16 protein-coding genes and 1 pseudogene are annotated in these 15,792 nt (G+C 66.6%); 6 read left to right on the forward strand and 11 right to left on the reverse strand.

Annotated elements, in window-relative coordinates; genetic code table 11:
* Window positions 1-9: 9 nt before the first annotated feature.
* Window positions 10-1,047: an aliphatic amidase gene (locus ACJH6I_RS02310; RefSeq protein ID WP_064858099.1), complete on the reverse strand. Its 1,038-nt coding sequence runs from the start codon at window positions 1,045-1,047 to the stop codon at window positions 10-12.
* A gap of 185 nt (window positions 1,048-1,232) precedes the next feature.
* Complete coding sequence (locus tag ACJH6I_RS02315) at window positions 1,233-2,306, reverse strand: substrate-binding domain-containing protein (RefSeq protein ID WP_406783662.1); 1,074 nt, start codon at window positions 2,304-2,306, stop codon at window positions 1,233-1,235.
* A 103-nt stretch (window positions 2,307-2,409) separates the two neighbouring features.
* On the opposite strand from ACJH6I_RS02315, the gene ACJH6I_RS02320 reads away from it, so the two are divergent.
* On the forward strand, window positions 2,410-2,823 hold the full coding sequence (locus ACJH6I_RS02320; RefSeq protein WP_406783663.1) for a MarR family winged helix-turn-helix transcriptional regulator: 414 nt from the start codon (window positions 2,410-2,412) through the stop codon (window positions 2,821-2,823).
* A 3-nt stretch (window positions 2,824-2,826) separates the two neighbouring features.
* Here ACJH6I_RS02320 and ACJH6I_RS02325 read toward each other — a convergent pair whose 3' ends face one another.
* The 6 genes from ACJH6I_RS02325 to tkt are packed head-to-tail and all read right to left on the reverse strand — an operon-like array spanning window position 2,827 to window position 9,618.
* Window positions 2,827-3,195 (reverse strand): hypothetical protein, encoded by a 369-nt coding sequence (locus tag ACJH6I_RS02325; protein WP_064858098.1) that lies wholly within the window; start codon window positions 3,193-3,195, stop codon window positions 2,827-2,829.
* Between the two features lie 2 nt (window positions 3,196-3,197).
* Window positions 3,198-3,932 carry a 6-phosphogluconolactonase gene (gene pgl, locus ACJH6I_RS02330; protein WP_064858097.1) on the reverse strand — a complete coding sequence of 245 codons (735 nt, stop codon included), beginning with the start codon at window positions 3,930-3,932 and terminating at the stop codon, window positions 3,198-3,200.
* Window positions 3,925-4,836, reverse strand: coding sequence for a glucose-6-phosphate dehydrogenase assembly protein OpcA (gene opcA, locus ACJH6I_RS02335; protein ID WP_064858113.1), 912 nt, complete (start codon window positions 4,834-4,836; stop codon window positions 3,925-3,927). The genes pgl and opcA overlap by 8 nt, the downstream gene beginning before the upstream one ends.
* Complete coding sequence (zwf, locus tag ACJH6I_RS02340; RefSeq protein WP_061000917.1) at window positions 4,833-6,392, reverse strand: glucose-6-phosphate dehydrogenase; 1,560 nt, start codon at window positions 6,390-6,392, stop codon at window positions 4,833-4,835. Before zwf ends, opcA begins: the two co-directional genes overlap by 4 nt.
* Entirely contained in the window at window positions 6,389-7,498 is a 1,110-nt protein-coding gene (tal, locus tag ACJH6I_RS02345) for a transaldolase (RefSeq protein ID WP_406783664.1), read from the reverse strand. Before tal ends, zwf begins: the two co-directional genes overlap by 4 nt.
* A 26-nt stretch (window positions 7,499-7,524) precedes the next feature.
* The gene (gene tkt, locus ACJH6I_RS02350; protein ID WP_064858096.1) at window positions 7,525-9,618 is read right to left on the reverse strand and encodes a transketolase; all 2,094 of its coding nucleotides are present in this window, start codon (window positions 9,616-9,618) and stop codon (window positions 7,525-7,527) included.
* 238 nt (window positions 9,619-9,856) lie between these two features.
* On the opposite strand from tkt, the gene ACJH6I_RS02355 reads away from it, so the two are divergent.
* The gene (locus tag ACJH6I_RS02355) at window positions 9,857-10,861 is read left to right on the forward strand and encodes a heme o synthase (RefSeq protein WP_406783665.1); all 1,005 of its coding nucleotides are present in this window, start codon (window positions 9,857-9,859) and stop codon (window positions 10,859-10,861) included.
* Window positions 10,862-10,899: 38 nt separating this feature from the next.
* Window positions 10,900-11,828 (forward strand): annotated as a pseudogene (locus ACJH6I_RS02360) (DUF1214 domain-containing protein).
* Here ACJH6I_RS02360 and ACJH6I_RS02365 read toward each other — a convergent pair.
* Window positions 11,825-12,799, reverse strand: coding sequence for a quinone oxidoreductase family protein (locus tag ACJH6I_RS02365; protein ID WP_406783666.1), 975 nt, complete (start codon window positions 12,797-12,799; stop codon window positions 11,825-11,827). The pseudogene ACJH6I_RS02360 and the gene ACJH6I_RS02365 sit on opposite strands and share 4 nt — an antisense overlap.
* An 18-nt stretch (window positions 12,800-12,817) precedes the next feature.
* On the opposite strand from ACJH6I_RS02365, the gene ACJH6I_RS02370 reads away from it, so the two are divergent.
* The gene (locus ACJH6I_RS02370) at window positions 12,818-13,747 is read left to right on the forward strand and encodes a RimK family alpha-L-glutamate ligase (protein WP_135355946.1); all 930 of its coding nucleotides are present in this window, start codon (window positions 12,818-12,820) and stop codon (window positions 13,745-13,747) included.
* On the opposite strand, the gene ACJH6I_RS02375 is transcribed toward ACJH6I_RS02370, so the two are convergent.
* Complete coding sequence (locus ACJH6I_RS02375; protein ID WP_064858093.1) at window positions 13,748-14,140, reverse strand: type II toxin-antitoxin system VapC family toxin; 393 nt, start codon at window positions 14,138-14,140, stop codon at window positions 13,748-13,750.
* Complete coding sequence (locus tag ACJH6I_RS02380) at window positions 14,137-14,388, reverse strand: type II toxin-antitoxin system Phd/YefM family antitoxin (protein ID WP_064858092.1); 252 nt, start codon at window positions 14,386-14,388, stop codon at window positions 14,137-14,139. Before ACJH6I_RS02380 ends, ACJH6I_RS02375 begins: the two co-directional genes overlap by 4 nt.
* A 79-nt stretch (window positions 14,389-14,467) precedes the next feature.
* On the opposite strand from ACJH6I_RS02380, the gene ACJH6I_RS02385 reads away from it, so the two are divergent.
* Both ACJH6I_RS02385 and ACJH6I_RS02390 read left to right on the forward strand, forming a co-directional pair.
* Window positions 14,468-14,959, forward strand: a complete 492-nt coding sequence (locus tag ACJH6I_RS02385) for a hypothetical protein (protein ID WP_064858091.1) — start codon at window positions 14,468-14,470, stop codon at window positions 14,957-14,959.
* Window positions 14,956-15,669, forward strand: a complete 714-nt coding sequence (locus ACJH6I_RS02390; RefSeq protein WP_064858090.1) for a hypothetical protein — start codon at window positions 14,956-14,958, stop codon at window positions 15,667-15,669. The genes ACJH6I_RS02385 and ACJH6I_RS02390 overlap by 4 nt, the downstream gene beginning before the upstream one ends.
* The last annotated feature ends 123 nt before the right edge of the window (window positions 15,670-15,792 follow it).

Consider the following 15,792-nt stretch of genomic DNA (forward strand, 5'->3'; position numbering starts at 1 on the left):
GTCGCTCTCTTACGCCTCGACGGTCCGCTCGACGGGCAGGTCTCCCACGCGGCAGTCCGCCACACCGACGGTGTCCCGGGTGATCGATTCGACGACTTCCTGAGCCTTCTGCGCGTCGGTCACCCACAGCTTGTAGAACTCGAACGGGCAATCGGCGACACCCTTGTCGCCGTCACCGGCCGCGTGGACGCCGGAGTAGCCGCGGTGCAGCAGTTTGAACAGGTGGTTCTGCGACTGGTCGTTCTGACGGGCGTCTCGAATCGCCGACAGCGACAGCTGCGCGAACTGGATTCCGTACTCTTCCTCGCCGGTTTCGCCCAGGGTGCGGCCGTCGAACCCGACGATGGCCGAGTGCCCGAAGTAGGAGTACACCCCATCGAAGCCGGCCGCATTGGCCACGGCGACGTAGGTGTTGTTCGCCCACGCCATCGCCTTGGCCATGAGCACCTGCTGCTCCTTGGCGGGATACATGTACCCCTGGCAGCGCACGATGAGCTCCGCACCCTTCATGGCGCAGTCCCGCCAGATTTCGGGGTAGTTGCCGTCGTCGCAGATGATCAGCGAGACCTTCATCCCCTTCGGCCCCCGGGAGACATAGGTGGTGTCTCCGGGGTACCAGCCCTCGATGGGACACCAGGGCAGGATCTTTCGGTACTTCTGCACGATCTCACCGGTGTCATCGATGAGGACGAGGGTGTTGTACGGCGGCTTGTTCGGATGGTCTTCGTGGCGCTCACCGGTGATGGAGAAGACGCCCCACGTCTTGGCCTTCCGGCACGCCGCGGCGAAGATGTCGGTTTCGTCGCCGGGGATGGAGGCCGCGGTGGCGTACATCTCCTCGGGGTCGTACATGATGCCCTGCGTGGAGTACTCGGGGAACACCACGAGATCCATGCCCGGCAGTCCGGACTTCATTCCCACCACCATGTCCGCGATCTTGCGGGCGTTGTCGAGGACTTCTGCCCTGGTGTGCAGCCGGGGCATCTTGTAGTTGACGACGGCTACGCCGACGGTGTCCGGGCTCGACGAAATGTCACCATGGCGCATGGCGGTTCTCCTCAAAAGGTAAGGGCTCGAACGGAATACGGACGGAACACAACTGTGGCGATGCCGGGACCACGTTCGATATCGGGCACGGTTGTCACCTCAAAAAGATTCAGATGAAATATCTTCAATTGAAATTAAATGCCCGTTGGCACGGTGTCAACCCGAGCCGGCCACGCCGTCGGCCGTCAAAATGCGGTCAGGGTGGTGAGCACATCGAAGTCGTATCCGTCGGCCACGGCCAGGTGCACCGGCTGCACGGTCGCGTCCGCCCGATAGTGCACGGTGCCCCTCGGGCCGTCGTACGAGACGCGATCGCTGGTCGCTATGTCGGTCAACTGCCCGGATCGATGAATGAGCCGGGACAGCAGTTGCAGTCCCTCGTAACAGGATTCGGCGATACCGCTCAGCGGTGGAGCGGTGGGGCCGTGCAGGTCGTGGTAGCGGCCCGTCAACTCCATTGCGTTGGCGCCCACCAGCGAGGAAAAGAAGGAGGCGGCGACGAACAATCCTCGGGTGCCGTCCGCCCCGCTGCCCAGCAACATGCTCTCGTCCATCAACGGGCTGAACCGAAGGAACGCGTCGGCGGCACCGTGTGCGGCGCAGGCGCGGTTGAATTCGACCGCGTCCTGCCCCACAAGCAGCATCAACACCGCATCGCATTCCGACGCCATGGCCGCTCTGACGGCCTCCGACATGTCGGCGCGGCCCAGGTCCACGAACCGGTGCCCGACGAGGTCGAGACCGAGATCGCGCGCATACTCCCGGACCGCGGCCACCGACGATCGCGGCCACACATAGTCGTCGCCGACGATGAACCAGCGCCGCACCCCGGCGTTCTCCCGCAACCAGCGCAACGCCGGCGCGATCTGGCGGTCCGGAGTCTCGCCGCAGCAATAGATGTCGCGGCGACGCTCGCCGCCTTCGTAGAGGGCGGGGTACACGTAGGGCACCCGGCCCGCGATCACCGGAGCGAGCGCATTGCGTACGGAGGAGATGTGCCATCCGCTGACTGCGTGGATCGTGCCCGTTGTGATGAGTTGATCGATGCGCCGGGCAACCAGCTGCGGGTCGGCCCCGCCGTCGACCACTTCGATCTGCACTTCGCGTCCGAGGACTCCGCCATCGACGTTGAGGTCGTGGGCCGCCAGCTCGCTGACGGCTTCACATGCCGGCCCGAAAACGCCGCCCGGACCCTGCAGGGGTACCACCATGGCCACCCGCCATGCCTCGCCGACAGTGCTGGTGGCCTGCGAGCTCATGACCATTACGTCCTTTGCCGCACCGTCCGCGGACCGGCTATCATCATTTTCAATTGAAAGTATTGCGCTACCCGGCCCAGCGGGCAACACGTAGGAGTTCGTCATGGCGAGCACGGTGTCCCAACACGACATGACGACCTCGATCACCGCCACGCTGCTGCGCGCAGCCCGCAATTTGACCGCCTGCCTGGATGCCGAACTTCAGGACACGGGGCTCGGCGTCGAGCACTGGCTGGCGCTCGACGCCCTGGCCGCCGCCGCCGGACTCACGATGGCAGAACTGCAGGCGCTGACGCCGACCCCTGGACCCACGCTGACCCGGGTGGTCCACCGGCTGGTCGTCCAGGCACTCGCGTACCGGGAGGTCGATCAATTCGACCGCCGTAAGGTTCGCGTCTTCCTCAGCGAACGCGGCACCCTGCTTCACGACAGTTTGCGTAGCCGGATCGAGCCCGTCGAGGCGCAATGGGCGGCGTCCAATCGCCGGCAGCTGTCTGACCGACTCGCGTCGCCGTAATCGCTACGGGGCCCAGCTGCGAACTGACTTCAGCACACCCCGCAACGCACTCTCCGTGACCGTGATGGGCGACAGCACCGTCTCGGCGACCCCGACGATGGCCTCGACACGCGTCACGATCGCCTCCATCCGGTCGACGACGCCGAAAATGCGCGGCGCGAGTTCGTCGATCTGGGTGATGGTCTCGTTGAACCGCGACATCGTGGTGTCGAGGTTGTCGGTCAGCGTGCTGAGGGTCGCGAGGGTGCCCTCCATGTCGACCAGTAGCGCATCGACCTGGGACACCGTGACGTCGGCGTTGAGTGCAGCCTGCGTCAGCGTCCGGATCCGGCCGCCGACCGGGCGCGTGCGGCCATCGCCTTTGTCGACCATGACTACAGTTTCGCCGCCGCGGCCGCGTCGAGCAACCACACCGTCGCCTCGGTGCCGATCGCGCCGGCCGCTGGAATGTCTTCTGCCGCAGCGCCACCGATCGCGGCCGCGACGGCGTCGGCCTTCTCGGCGCCGGCCACGACCAGCCACACCTGACGCGCGCGGCGGACTGCGGGCAACGTCAGGGTGATCCGCCGAGGTGGAGGCTTGGGGGAGTCGGTGACGGCGACGACGTACCGCTCGGTCTCGCGGACGGCGTCGGTGTGCGGGAACAGCGAGTTGACGTGCCCCTCGCCGCCCATGCCCAGCAGATGCACGTCGAATTCCGGTGTCGGCGAACCATTTCCGGCCACCTCAGCCAGTTCGCGCGCGTAGGTGGCCGCGCCGGCGTCGATGTCGTCACCGAACTCGCCGTCGCTCGCGGCCATCGCGTGCACGTTGTCGGCCGGAATGGCAACGGAATCCAGCAGCGCCTCGCGTGCCTGCTTGATGTTCCGGTCGGCGTCGTCGGCCGGGACGTAGCGGTCGTCACCCCAGAACAGGTGCACCTTGGCCCAGTCGATCGGATGCCCGCCGACGTGCTTGAGCAGCTTGATGCCGGTACCGCCGCCGGTCAGCACGATGTACGCGATGCCGCGGGCCTCGATGGCGCCGTTGATGGCCGCCACGAGGCGGTCGCCCACCGCGCTCACCAAAGCATCTGCGTCGGAATACTTCTCGATGATCTGCTCAGACATACACAACCTTGTCCAGGCCCACCAGGGCGCGATGGTAAATCTCGTCGGCATCGAGCCGGCGCATCTCTTCGGCGAGGCAGTCGCGGGCTTCCCTGCGCGCCAACGGAATGCGGGCCTCCGGTCGGTCGGTGCGGGTGAGCGATGCGGTGACGCCGGTCTGCGGGCGGCTCAGCGTGATGGTCTCGGTCGGCCGGGTCAGCACGACTTTGAGGTCGCCGACCGCGCGCGTCACCGGTCCGTCGATGCAGGCCGCCAGCCAGCCGGCCAGGATGTCCAGGGCCGGTTCGTCTTTCAGTCCCGACACCAGCGCTTCGGTGATCGGTTCGTACGGGGCCTGGTCCAGCGCCGCGGCGAGCAACGCCCGCCAGTACGTCACCCGGCTCCAGGCCAGATCGGTGTCCCCGGACGTATATCCGGCCAGCCGGCTCTTGATGCACGTCAAGGGGTCTTCGCCGTTGGTGGCGTCGGTGATCCGGCGGATCGCCAGCTTGCCCAGCGGATCGGCCGCCGGCACCGCGGGCGCCACGTCGGGCCACCACGTGACCACCGGGGTATCCGGCAGCAGGAAGGGCGTCACCACACTGCTGGCATGGCCGGCCAGTGGACCCGAGAGGCGAAGCACCACAACCTCATTGGCGCCGGCGTCGCGGCCCACCCGGAGCTGGGCGTCCAGGCGGGCCTCGGTGGCCAACCGGTCACCCGGGATCACCACGATGACGCGGCACGGATGTTCGCGGCTGGCGGTATTGGCGGCGTCGATGGCCTCTTCGAGGATGGCCTCGGTGTCGGGCGCCACCACCAGGGTCAGTACCCGCCCGAGGGTGATGGCACCGCCCTCTTCGCGGAGGGAGACGATCTTCTTGTTGATCGCACCGGTATTGGTGTCGGGCAGATCGAGAATCACGGTCGCCTCCAATCGCGGCCGCTGCGCCGCAGCATTTCGAATGCCGACTCCGGACCCCAGGTACCCGACTCGTAGGGCTCGGGCCGGCCGCCGGACTTGTCCTGCTCTGCCCAGTGTTCGAGCGCGGGATCCAGTATCTTCCAGGACAATTCGACTTCGGCGTTGACCGGGAACAGTGACGGCTCGCCGAGCAGGACGTCGAGGATCAGTCGTTCGTAGGCTTCGGGGGAGTCCTCGGCGAACGCGGAACCGTACGAGAAGTCCATGCTGACGTCGCGGACCTCCATGAGGTGTCCCGGCACCTTGGAGCCGAACCGCAGGGTGATGCCTTCGTCGGGTTGCACCCGGATCACCAGGGCGTTCTGTCCGAGTTCGTCGGTCATCGTGGCATCGAACGGCAGATGCGGCGCCCGCTTGAACAGCAACGCGATCTCGGTGACCCTGCGCCCCAACCGTTTTCCGGTGCGCAGGTAGAACGGCACGCCGGCCCAGCGCCGGGTGTCGACCTCGACCGTGATGGCCGCGAAGGTCTCGGTGGTCGACGTCGACGAGAAGCCTTCCTCGTCGAGCAGGCCGACAACCTTCTCGCCGCCCTGCCAGCCGGCGGCGTACTGACCGCGTGCCGTGGTCTCGTCCAGAGGCTCGGCCAGGTGCGTCGCCGACAGCACCTTGATCTTCTCGGCCTGCAGTTCGTGCGGCGAGAAGTTGACCGGCTCCTCCAGCGCCGTCAGCGCGAGCAGCTGCAGGAGGTGGTTCTGAATGACGTCGCGGGCGGCGCCCACGCCGTCGTAATAACCGCCGCGTCCACCGAGTCCGATGTCCTCGGCCATCGTGATCTGCACGCTGTCGACGTAATGGGCGTTCCACACCGGTTCGAACAACTCGTTGGCGAACCGCAGCGCCAGGATGTTCTGGACGGTTTCCTTGCCCAGGTAGTGGTCGATGCGGAACACCGACGACTCCGGGAACACACTGTTGACGACGCCGTTGAGCGCCTCGGCGCTGGCCAGGTCGTGCCCGAACGGCTTCTCGATGACCACCCGCGACCAGCAGCCGTCGGGCTTGTCGGCCAGCCCGGACCGCGACAACTGCTCGCATACCTGCGGGAACGCGTTCGGCGGAATCGACAGGTAGAACGCGTGATTGCCGCCCGTGCCGCGTTCCTCGTCGAGCTTGTGCAACGTCTCACGCAGCCGCTCGAAGGCAGCGTCGTCGTCGAACGTGCCCTGCACGAAACGGAAGCCCTCGGCCAGGCGGTCCCAGACTTCCTGCCGGAACGGGGTCCGCGCATGCTGCTTGACGGCGTCGTGGACAACCTGGCCGAAATCCTCGTCGGCCCAGTCGCGACGTGCGAAGCCGACCAACGCGAACGACGGCGGCAGGAGCCCCCGGTTGGCGAGGTCGTAGATCGCCGGCATCAGCTTCTTTCGGGCCAGATCGCCCGTGACGCCGAAGATCACCACCGCGCACGGGCCGGCGATGCGGGGCATGCGCTTGTCGCGCTTGTCCCGCAGGGGGTTCACCCAATCCGCCGGCCGCCCGCTGCAGTCACTCATTTCAGCGCGTCGAGTTGACCCTGCGTGGCCTCGAGCAGCTCGCCCCAGGACTTCCCGAACTTCTCCACGCCCTCGACCTCGAGGAGGTTGAAGACGTCGTCCAAGTCGATCCCGACGGCCGACAGCTCGTCGAACACGGCCTGCGCCGCGGCAGCCGTCCCGGAGATGGTGTCCCCGGTGATCTGGCCGTGGTCGGCGACGGCTTCCAGGGTCTTCTCCGGCATGGTGTTGACCGTGTTGGCGGCCACCAGCTCGGTGACGTACAGCGTGTCCGGGTAGTCCGGGTTCTTCACGCCGGTCGATGCCCACAGCGGGCGCTGCACGCGGGCACCCTCGGCCTTGAGGTTCGCGAACTGCGGGCCGCCGAAGACCTGCTCGTAGGCCGCGTACGCCAGCCGCGCGTTGGCGACGCCGGCCTTGCCGCGCAGACCGAGCGCCGAGCCACCGATCTTCTCCAGTCGCGCGTCAATCTCGGTGTCCACGCGGGAGACGAAGAACGAAGCGACAGAATGGATCTTGGACAGGTCGTGGCCGGCTTCACGGGCCTTCTCGAGCCCGGTCAGGTAGGCGTCCATCACGGCGCGGTGCCGCTCCACCGAGAAGATCAGGGTGACGTTGACCGAGATGCCCTCGGCGATCACCGCGGTGATCGCCGGCAGGCCCGCCAGCGTCGCCGGAATCTTGATCAGCAGGTTCGGCCGGTCGACGATCTTCCACAGCTCGATGGCCTGCAGGATCGTCTTGTCGGTGTCGTGCGCCAGCCGCGGGTCGACCTCGATCGAGACCCGGCCGTCGACGCCGCCGGAGGCCTCGTACACCTTGGCCAGCACGTCGCACGCGTTGCGGACGTCGTCGGTGGTGACGGTGCGGATGGTGGCGTCCACGTCGGCGCCACGCGACGCCAGCTCGTGCACCTGCTCGTCGTAGGCCGTGCCCTTCGACAGCGCGGCCTGGAAGATCGACGGGTTGGTGGTGACGCCCACGACGCTGCGGGTGTTGATCAGCTCGGTGAGGTTCCCCGACTGCAGCCGCTCACGCGACAGGTCGTCGAGCCACACGGAGACACCGGCGGCGCTCAGCGCCGCGAGGTTCGGGTTCTGAGTCATGAGGGTGCTCTTTCTGAAATTGGTTGTCAGTTGTCCAACGAGCGTTCTGCGGCGGCGACGACGGCCTCAGCGGTGAAGCCGAACTCCCGGAACAGGGTCTTGTCGTCGGCCGATGCGCCGTAGTGCTCGATCGAGATGATCTCGCCGGTGTCACCGACCAGCTTGTGCCAAGGCTGCGCGATGCCGGCCTCGACCGCAACACGTGCCGAGACGTCGGGCGGCAGCACCGCGTCGCGGTACTCCTTGGGCTGCGCCTCGAACCATTCCAGACACGGCATCGACACCACGTAGGCGACGATGTCCTTGTCCGCCAACAGCTTCTGTGCCTCGACGGCCAGCTGCACCTCGGAGCCGGTCGCGATGATGATGACGTCGGCGTCGTCGGCCGGGTTACCGCCGCCGAGCACGTAGCCACCACGGGCAGCGCCCTCGGCGTCGGTGCCCTCGAGGACAGGTACCCCCTGGCGCGTCAGGATGAAACCGGTCGGGTTGTTGCCGTGGGTGCGCTGCAGGATGGTGCGCCAGGTGTACGCGGTCTCGTTCGGGTCGGCGGGACGAACCACCGACAGGTTCGGGATCGCGCGCAGCGCGGCCAGGTGCTCGATCGGCTGGTGCGTCGGACCGTCCTCACCAAGACCGATGGAGTCGTGGGTCCAGATGTAGATCGGGTCGATGTTCATCAGCGCGGCCAACCGCACCGCCGGACGCATGTAGTCGGCGAACTGCAGGAAGGTGCCCGCGAACGGACGCGTCGGGCCGTGCAGCACGATGCCGTTGAGGATCGAGCCCATGGCGTGTTCGCGGATGCCGAAGTGCAGCACGCGGCCGTACCAGTCGGCGGTGTAGTCCTCGGTGGAGATCGACGGCGGGCCGAACGACTTCACCCCGTTGATGGTGGTGTTGTTGCTGCCCGCGAGATCGGCTGAGCCACCCCACAATTCGGGCAGCTTGCCGGCCACGTCGTTGAGCACCTTGCCGAACGCGGCACGCGTCGCGACGGCCTTGCTGCCCGGCTCCCAGTACGTCAGGTCGGCGTCCCAGCCCTCGGGCAGTTCGCCGGCCTCCAGGCGGTCCAGCAGCTTCTTGCGCTCGGGCTCCTTGGCAGCCCAGGCGTCGAACGCGACCTGCCACTCGTCGTGCGCCTTCTTGCCGCGGGCGACCAGCTCACGGGTGTGGTCGATGACCTCGGGCTTCACCTCGAAGCTCTTGTCCGGGTCGAATCCCAGCACCTTCTTGGTGGCGGCGACCTCGTCGGCGCCCAGTGCCGAACCGTGCACCCCACCGGTGTTCATCTTGGTGGGCGCCGGGTAGCCGATGATGGTGCGCACCGAGATGAACGACGGCCGGTCGGTCACCGCGCGTGCGGCGGCCAGAGCCTCCTCGATCGCGACCACGTTCTCACCGCCGTCGACCTCCTGGACGTGCCAGCCGTAGGCGCGGTAGCGCGCGCAGGTGTCCTCGGACAGCGCGATGTTGGTGTCGTGCTCGATGGAGATCTTGTTGTTGTCCCACAGCACGATCAGGTTGCCGAGCTGCTGGGTACCGGCGAGCGACGACGCCTCGCTGGTCACGCCCTCTTCGATGTCACCGTCCGATGCGATGACGTAGATGAAGTGGTCGAACGGGCTCTCACCGGGCGCGGCGTCGGGATCGAAGAGTCCGCGCTCGTAGCGCGCCGCCATCGCCATGCCGACCGATGAGGCCAGGCCCTGGCCCAGGGGGCCGGTGGTGATCTCGACGCCCTTGGTGTGGCCGTACTCGGGGTGGCCCGGGGTCAGCGAGCCCCAGGTGCGCAGTGCCTCGATGTCGGCCAGCTCGAGGCCGAAGCCGCCCATGTACAGCTGCAGGTACAGCGTCAGGCTGGAGTGCCCACACGACAGCACGAAGCGGTCACGGCCGATCCAGTGGGTGTCGGACGGGTCATGACGCATCTGGCGCTGGAACAGGGTGTAGGCCAGCGGGGCGAGACTCATGGCGGTTCCGGGATGGCCGTTACCGACCTTCTGAACCGCATCCGCGGCCAGCACTCGTACGGTGTCGACGGCGGCCGAGTCCAGCTCGGTCCAGTCGTCCGGGTGGTGCGGGCGGGTGAGTTCGGAAATCTCTTCGACTGTGGTCACGGGCGCACTCCTGCTTCGGGTACTTCGGGAAAGACTGGGTCGCGGCAAATTGCAAGCGAGCTGCATGACTACCCTAATGCGCGCCGCTCGCGCGGTGCAGACCGCTTCACCTTTGGCCTGTCCGCGATTGGGTTTCTGTTCACCTGAAACCACCCTGCGGTGTCGAGCACTCAGGTGCGCGGTCTACCATCGTCTGTAGTAGAGGCTGCGCGGCCGTGACTTCCGAGGAGATATCTGCGTGAGCATTCGCGAGCGCCGTTCTGTCCACGGGGCGCACGGTTTCGGTCCCGGAGCTGCGGCGTCTGACGAGTCCGTCACCAAGTCCCCGAACCGGGTTCGGGACACGTTGCTGGCCTACATCGCCCTCACCAAGCCGCGCGTCATCGAGCTGCTGCTGGTGACCACCATTCCGGCGATGCTGCTTGCCCACCGCTTCGACGTGGTGGCCAGCCAGGGCCCGATCAAACCGCTGCTGATCCTGAACACCCTGGTCGGCGGCTTGCTCGCCGCGGCCGGTGCCAACACCCTGAACTGTGTCGCCGACGCCGATATCGACAAGGTGATGAAGCGCACCGCCCGCCGGCCGCTGGCCCGGGCGACGGTCCCCACCCGGAACGCGCTGATCTTCGGCCTGGTGCTGACCGTCACGTCGTTCCTGTGGCTGTGGCGTTCCTCGAACCTGCTCTCCGGCCTTCTGGCGCTGGCGACCATCGCCTTCTACGTCTTCGTCTACACGCTGCTGCTGAAGCGCCGCACCTCCCAGAACGTGGTGTGGGGCGGCGCTGCCGGCTGCATGCCGGTGATGATCGGCTGGTCGGCGGTGACCGGCACCATTCAGTGGCCGGCGCTGGTGATGTTCCTGATCATCTTCTTCTGGACGCCGCCGCACACCTGGGCGCTGGCCATGCGCTACAAGGAGGACTACGAGGCGGCCGGGGTTCCGATGCTGCCTGTGGTTGCCACCGAGCGCGAGGTCACCAAGCAGATCCTCATCTACACCTGGGCGACCGTTGTGACGACGCTGGCGCTGGCGCTGGCCACCGGCTGGCTGTACGCGGCCGTGGCGCTCGTCGCCGGCGTGTGGTTCCTGGTGATGGCGCACCAGCTGTACTCCGGCGTGAAGCGCGGCGAGCCGGTGAAGCCGCTGCGCTTGTTCCTGCAGTCGAACAATTACCTGGCTGTGGTGTTCTGCGCACTGGCGGTCGACTCGGCCCTCGCGCTGCCGATGGTCTTCGGCCACTGAGCCGCGCCGGCCGCTAGCTTGGGGTCATGCCCCAACTGGTGAGCCCTGACAACTTCGCCCGCGCCGAATCGGATCTGTACTTCGGCGGCATCGTCCGCGACAACGGCTTCGGCGCCTTCTTCCACAACCGCGAACTGAGCGCGATCGACCGCCAGATCGTCATCCGGCAGAACCGCGACACCCTCTACTCGGCCGCGGTGTTCGACCTCGACGCCGGGCCGTCACTGTCACTCTGCCGGACAGCGCGGGCCGGTTCATGTCGCTCCAGGTCATCAGCGAGGACCACTACACCACCGAGGTCGCCTACGCGCCGGCGACGGTGACCCTGAGCCGCGACCAGGTGGGGACGCGCTACGTCATGGCCGCGATCCGGACGCTGGTCGATCCCAACGACGCCGCGGACCTGGCGGCCGTGCACGTGCTGCAGGACGCCGTCACGGTGACGCAGTATGCGCCAGGATACTTCTCGGCGCCGGACTGGGATGCTGTCAGCCAGAAGACCGTGCGCGACGCGCTGGTCACCCTTGCCACCACGCTGCCCGACACCAAGAACATGTTCGGCACCGCCGCTGAGACGGATCCCGTGCGGCACCTGATCGGGTCGGCGAACGCCTGGGGCGGCAATCCGGAGCGCGACGCGTTCTACCTGACCGTGGTGCCGTCGCAGAACGACGGCACCACTGTGCACCGGCTCACCGTCAAAGACGTTCCGGTGGACGGCTTCTGGTCGGTGACGGTCTACAACAAGGACGGCTACTTCACCGCCAATGAGCAGAACGCCTACTCGCTGAACAACATCACCGCGACCAAAGACCCCGACGGTTCGACGACTATCCAGTTCGGTGGCACGGGAGCCGACAATCTGCTGCCGATCACCCCGGGCTGGAACTACACCGTGCGGCTGTACCGGCCCCGCCCCGAGATTCTCGACGGCAGTTGGACGTTCCCGGCGGCGGAGCCGGTTTAAGGCACCAGCACCACCGAGCCGACGGTCAGGCGGGACTGCAGGTCGGCGTGTGCGCGGGCGGCGTCAGCCAGGGGGTAGCGCTGACTCACCGTCACGTTGATGGTGCCGTCGGCGATGGCCTGTAGCAGTTCACCTGCCCGCCAAGAGAACTCGTCGGCGGTGCGGGTGTAGTGCGTCAGGCTCGGCCGGGTGACGAAAAGCGAGCCCCCGCGGTTGAGTTGTTGCAGATCGAACGGCGGCACCGGCCCGCTGGAGGCGCCGAACAAGGCCAGGGTGCCGCGCACCGCGAGGCTGGCCAGGCTGGCGTCGAACGTGGCGGCGCCGACCCCGTCGTACACGGCGGCGACGCCCTCGCCTCCGGTGAGCTCGCGGATCTTGGCACCGAACTCGGCGGGATCGTCGGGATAGTCCAGCACCTCGACGGCGCCCGCCTGCCGGGACAACTCGGCCTTGTCGTTGTTGGAGACGGTGGTGATGACGCGCACCGCCATGCTGGTGGCCCACTGCGTCAGGATCAGTCCGACGCCGCCGGCGCCGGCGTGCAGCAGCACGGTGTCGCCCTGCTGCACCGGATAGGTCGACTTGATGAGGTAGTGCGCCGTCATACCCTTGAGCAGAGACGCGGCGGCGACGTCGGGCTCCACGCCCTCGGGCACGTACGCCACGTAATCGGCTGGTGCGACGCAGTATTCGGAGTAGGTCCCGTGCGCGGCGGCCGTGACGACCCGGTCGCCGACAGCCAGCGCTGCCACGTCGTCACCGACCGCGGTGATGGTGCCGCAGACCTCGTCGCCCGGGATGTAGGGGACCTCACGCTGGTACAGCCCGGAGCGGAAATACGTGTCGATGAAGTTGACGCCGATGGCCTCGGCCTTGATCAGGACCTCACCCGGCCCCGGGGTGGGCTCGGGACGTTCGACGAGGGACAGGACTTCCGGACCGCCGAGTTCGGCGACTTCGATGGCGTGCATGGCACCTATCATTCCAACGTGAAGCTCGCGAGGCCCGACATCCGGCATCCCCGTGTCGTCTTGGCAGGGTGTGAGGCCCTCGTCGAAGGCGACGGGGACGACGACGGTCTGGTCGGCGCGCTGCGAGACCGCGGTCTGCACGCCCACTGGCTGGCGTGGGACGACCCGGCCACGCTGCGGGCCGATCTGGTGATCCTGCGGGCCACGTGGGACTACACCGAGCGGCACGACGAGTTTCTGGCGTGGACCAAGCAGGTGCGCAATCTGCTGAACGCGCCTGCCGTGGTGGCGTGGAACTCCGACAAGCGGTATCTGGCCGATCTGGCTGCGGCCGGGGTGCCGACCGTCCCCAGTGGTTTCTTCGCGCCGGGGGAGTCGGTGTCGGTGCCCCGCGGTGAGGTCGTGGTCAAGCCCGCGGTGGGTGCGGGTTCGGTTGGCGCGCAACGTTTCACGGATGCGCATGCGGCCGCTGCGCACGCTGCTGCGTTGCAGGCCGATGGCCGCACGGCGCTCATCCAGCCCTACGACGAGCGCATCGAGGCGGGGGAGACCGCGCTGGTGTTCCTGGCCGGCAAGCAGTCGCACGCCTTCGTCAAGGGGCCGATGTTGCCGCCCGCCGGCGGCAGTCTGGAGATGCACGAATCCGGCACGTACGCCGAGGAGCAGCTGCAGCCGGCCGACCCGGACTTCGAACTGTGGGATGTCGGTTACGCCACGCTGGCTGCGGCGGCAGCGCATCTCGGCATCGAGCCGACGGAGTTCCTGTACGCCCGGGTGGACGTCATCGGGGACCGCCGGGATTCGCAGCTACTGGAACTCGAACTCGTCGAACCGGGGCTGGGTTGGCGACAGCTGGCCGAGCCCGAACGTGCTCTGGCGCAACGGCAATTCGCTCTCGGTGTCGAGTCGGCTCTGGAGCGGCTGGGGCTCGGTCCGCTGTCGCCGTAGTTACGTCTCGGCGACGGGATCGACTGTGCGCAGTCCCAGGGCAGCAGCCACCCGCAGCACGCCGGCGTCATGACTGACCATGACCGTGCCACTGCCCAGGCTCAGGGCGGTGGCCAGGTGAATCGCATCGAGGGTCTTGACGTGCTCAGTGATCGATTCGGCTGTCGTGAGGACGGACTCACTCAGCGGCGCGGTGGCGATCTTGTCCAACAGGTAGTCACGCTCGAGCACTGGGCGCTGCTGCCGACGCAGGACTCGCGTGAGCTCGGTTTGCAGGATGCGCGACGACACCACCTCGTGCTGTTCGGTGGCCGCGTCGAACCAAGCCACCGCACGTCGGTGACCTTCGATCGCGTAGACGGCGACGGACGTGTCGAGGTAGTAGCGCGTCAACGATCCGATGCCATTTCGGCAAGGAGCGCGTCGATCTGCTTGGCGGACTTTCGGGGCAGATGTCGCTCGGCGAGACGCGGAGCGGCCGGATTGCGCGGCGGAATGATTCCCGACGACTCCGAATCCACCGGAACCAGGCGGGCGACGGGGTGCCGGTGCCGAGTGACCACGTAGGTTTCGCCGGCGGCAACGTCTTCGAGCGCCGCGGTCGGGTTCTGCCGCAGCTCGGCGACGGTGATCGACTTCATGACGATGATTGTAGATATCATATCTACAATCATCTAGGTTAGCGTGTCATCGCTGTAGCACCATGCGGTATTCATTTAGATGTGGTCTGTGCCGTATGACGAGCCGCGTGACGACCATGACCGCGGCATTCCGGACTACCGAGGCCTGGCCTCCCACATTGGGCACAGACTTGCCGCCAACGGGCCGAACATCATCGCTCCCAACGGCCGCGCGTTCTGGAAGCTCACCGACGCCGACAGTGGTGCGCTCGCGTGGCTGGCGTTCACTCGGCCGAATGGCTCGGCGTTGGCCCGGCGCAAGGTGTGGACATTGATCCCGCGTCTGCAGGTTTTCATCGCCAACTGGTTCGTCAGCGTCGACCACCAGCTCACCGAGGTTCGGTGGGTACACACGAACATCGACATTTATGAGGCGCGCGAAACAGCGCTGTTGGTGCCGGAGCCGTCAGCCGACGATTTGAAGCGAATCACTCGACCCGAGGCAGTGCTGACCCTGGATGACATCGACCGGCACAAGGTGACGACGGTGCTGGGCAAGGGAACGGATCATGCACTGAAAGGGCGACGATGACGCACCTGGACAAACAGGAATTTTACGCGTGGGCTTACCACGACCTGCTGGCAAACACGACCCGCGGCGTCCTGGCCGAGTACATCGTTGCGAGAGCGCTCGGCATCGACACCAAGAAAATCACGCGTGTCGAATGGGATAAGCACGACCTCGAAGTCGACGGTATTGGCGTGGAGGTGAAATCGGCTGCCTACGTCCAATCGTGGCATCAAGATCAAGACCTGTCTTCGATGATCTCGTTCAACATCGGCCCCGCGAAGTGGTGGGACGCCCGTACCAACACCTATGCCGCTAACGCGGAGCGAAGCGCCGACGTGTATGTCTTCTGCTTGCTCAACGGCACGAAGCGCGACGACATCAATCCGCTCGATGTCACACAATGGGCGTTCCATGTCCTGGCGACGAGCATCCTCAATCAAAAAGCAGTGACACAGAAGACGATTCGGCTCGGACCGCTCATCGCCCTCGGTGCACAACAGTGCGCGTGGGACACGCTGGGGGATGTCATTCGTGAGAAGGCTTTGGCCAACCGCGAGCACTCATTGCCAGAACGTCGACCCGCCCGTCCCGGGTTCGACACCTACACTGCGACGACGACCGCCGCCGGCACCGCCGCGATCTGCGACGCCGAACCCGCGGACGGAACTGTCACCCCCGGGCATTCGAATCCTCGGAAGAGTTCTGCGAATGACGGAGCTGCAGGTCCGTAACTACGCGTCCGAAGAACTCGCAGCGTGGTTTGATGGGTATGCCCGGTACACCCGCGACTGTGTGAAGCGAGCGAGACTGGAGGGCCGCAGCATCCGACCGGACTGCACCCACGAGGACTGCCT

It is taken from the genome of Mycobacterium sp. SMC-13 (assembly GCF_045311035.1).
GTDB lineage: Bacteria > Actinomycetota > Actinomycetes > Mycobacteriales > Mycobacteriaceae > Mycobacterium.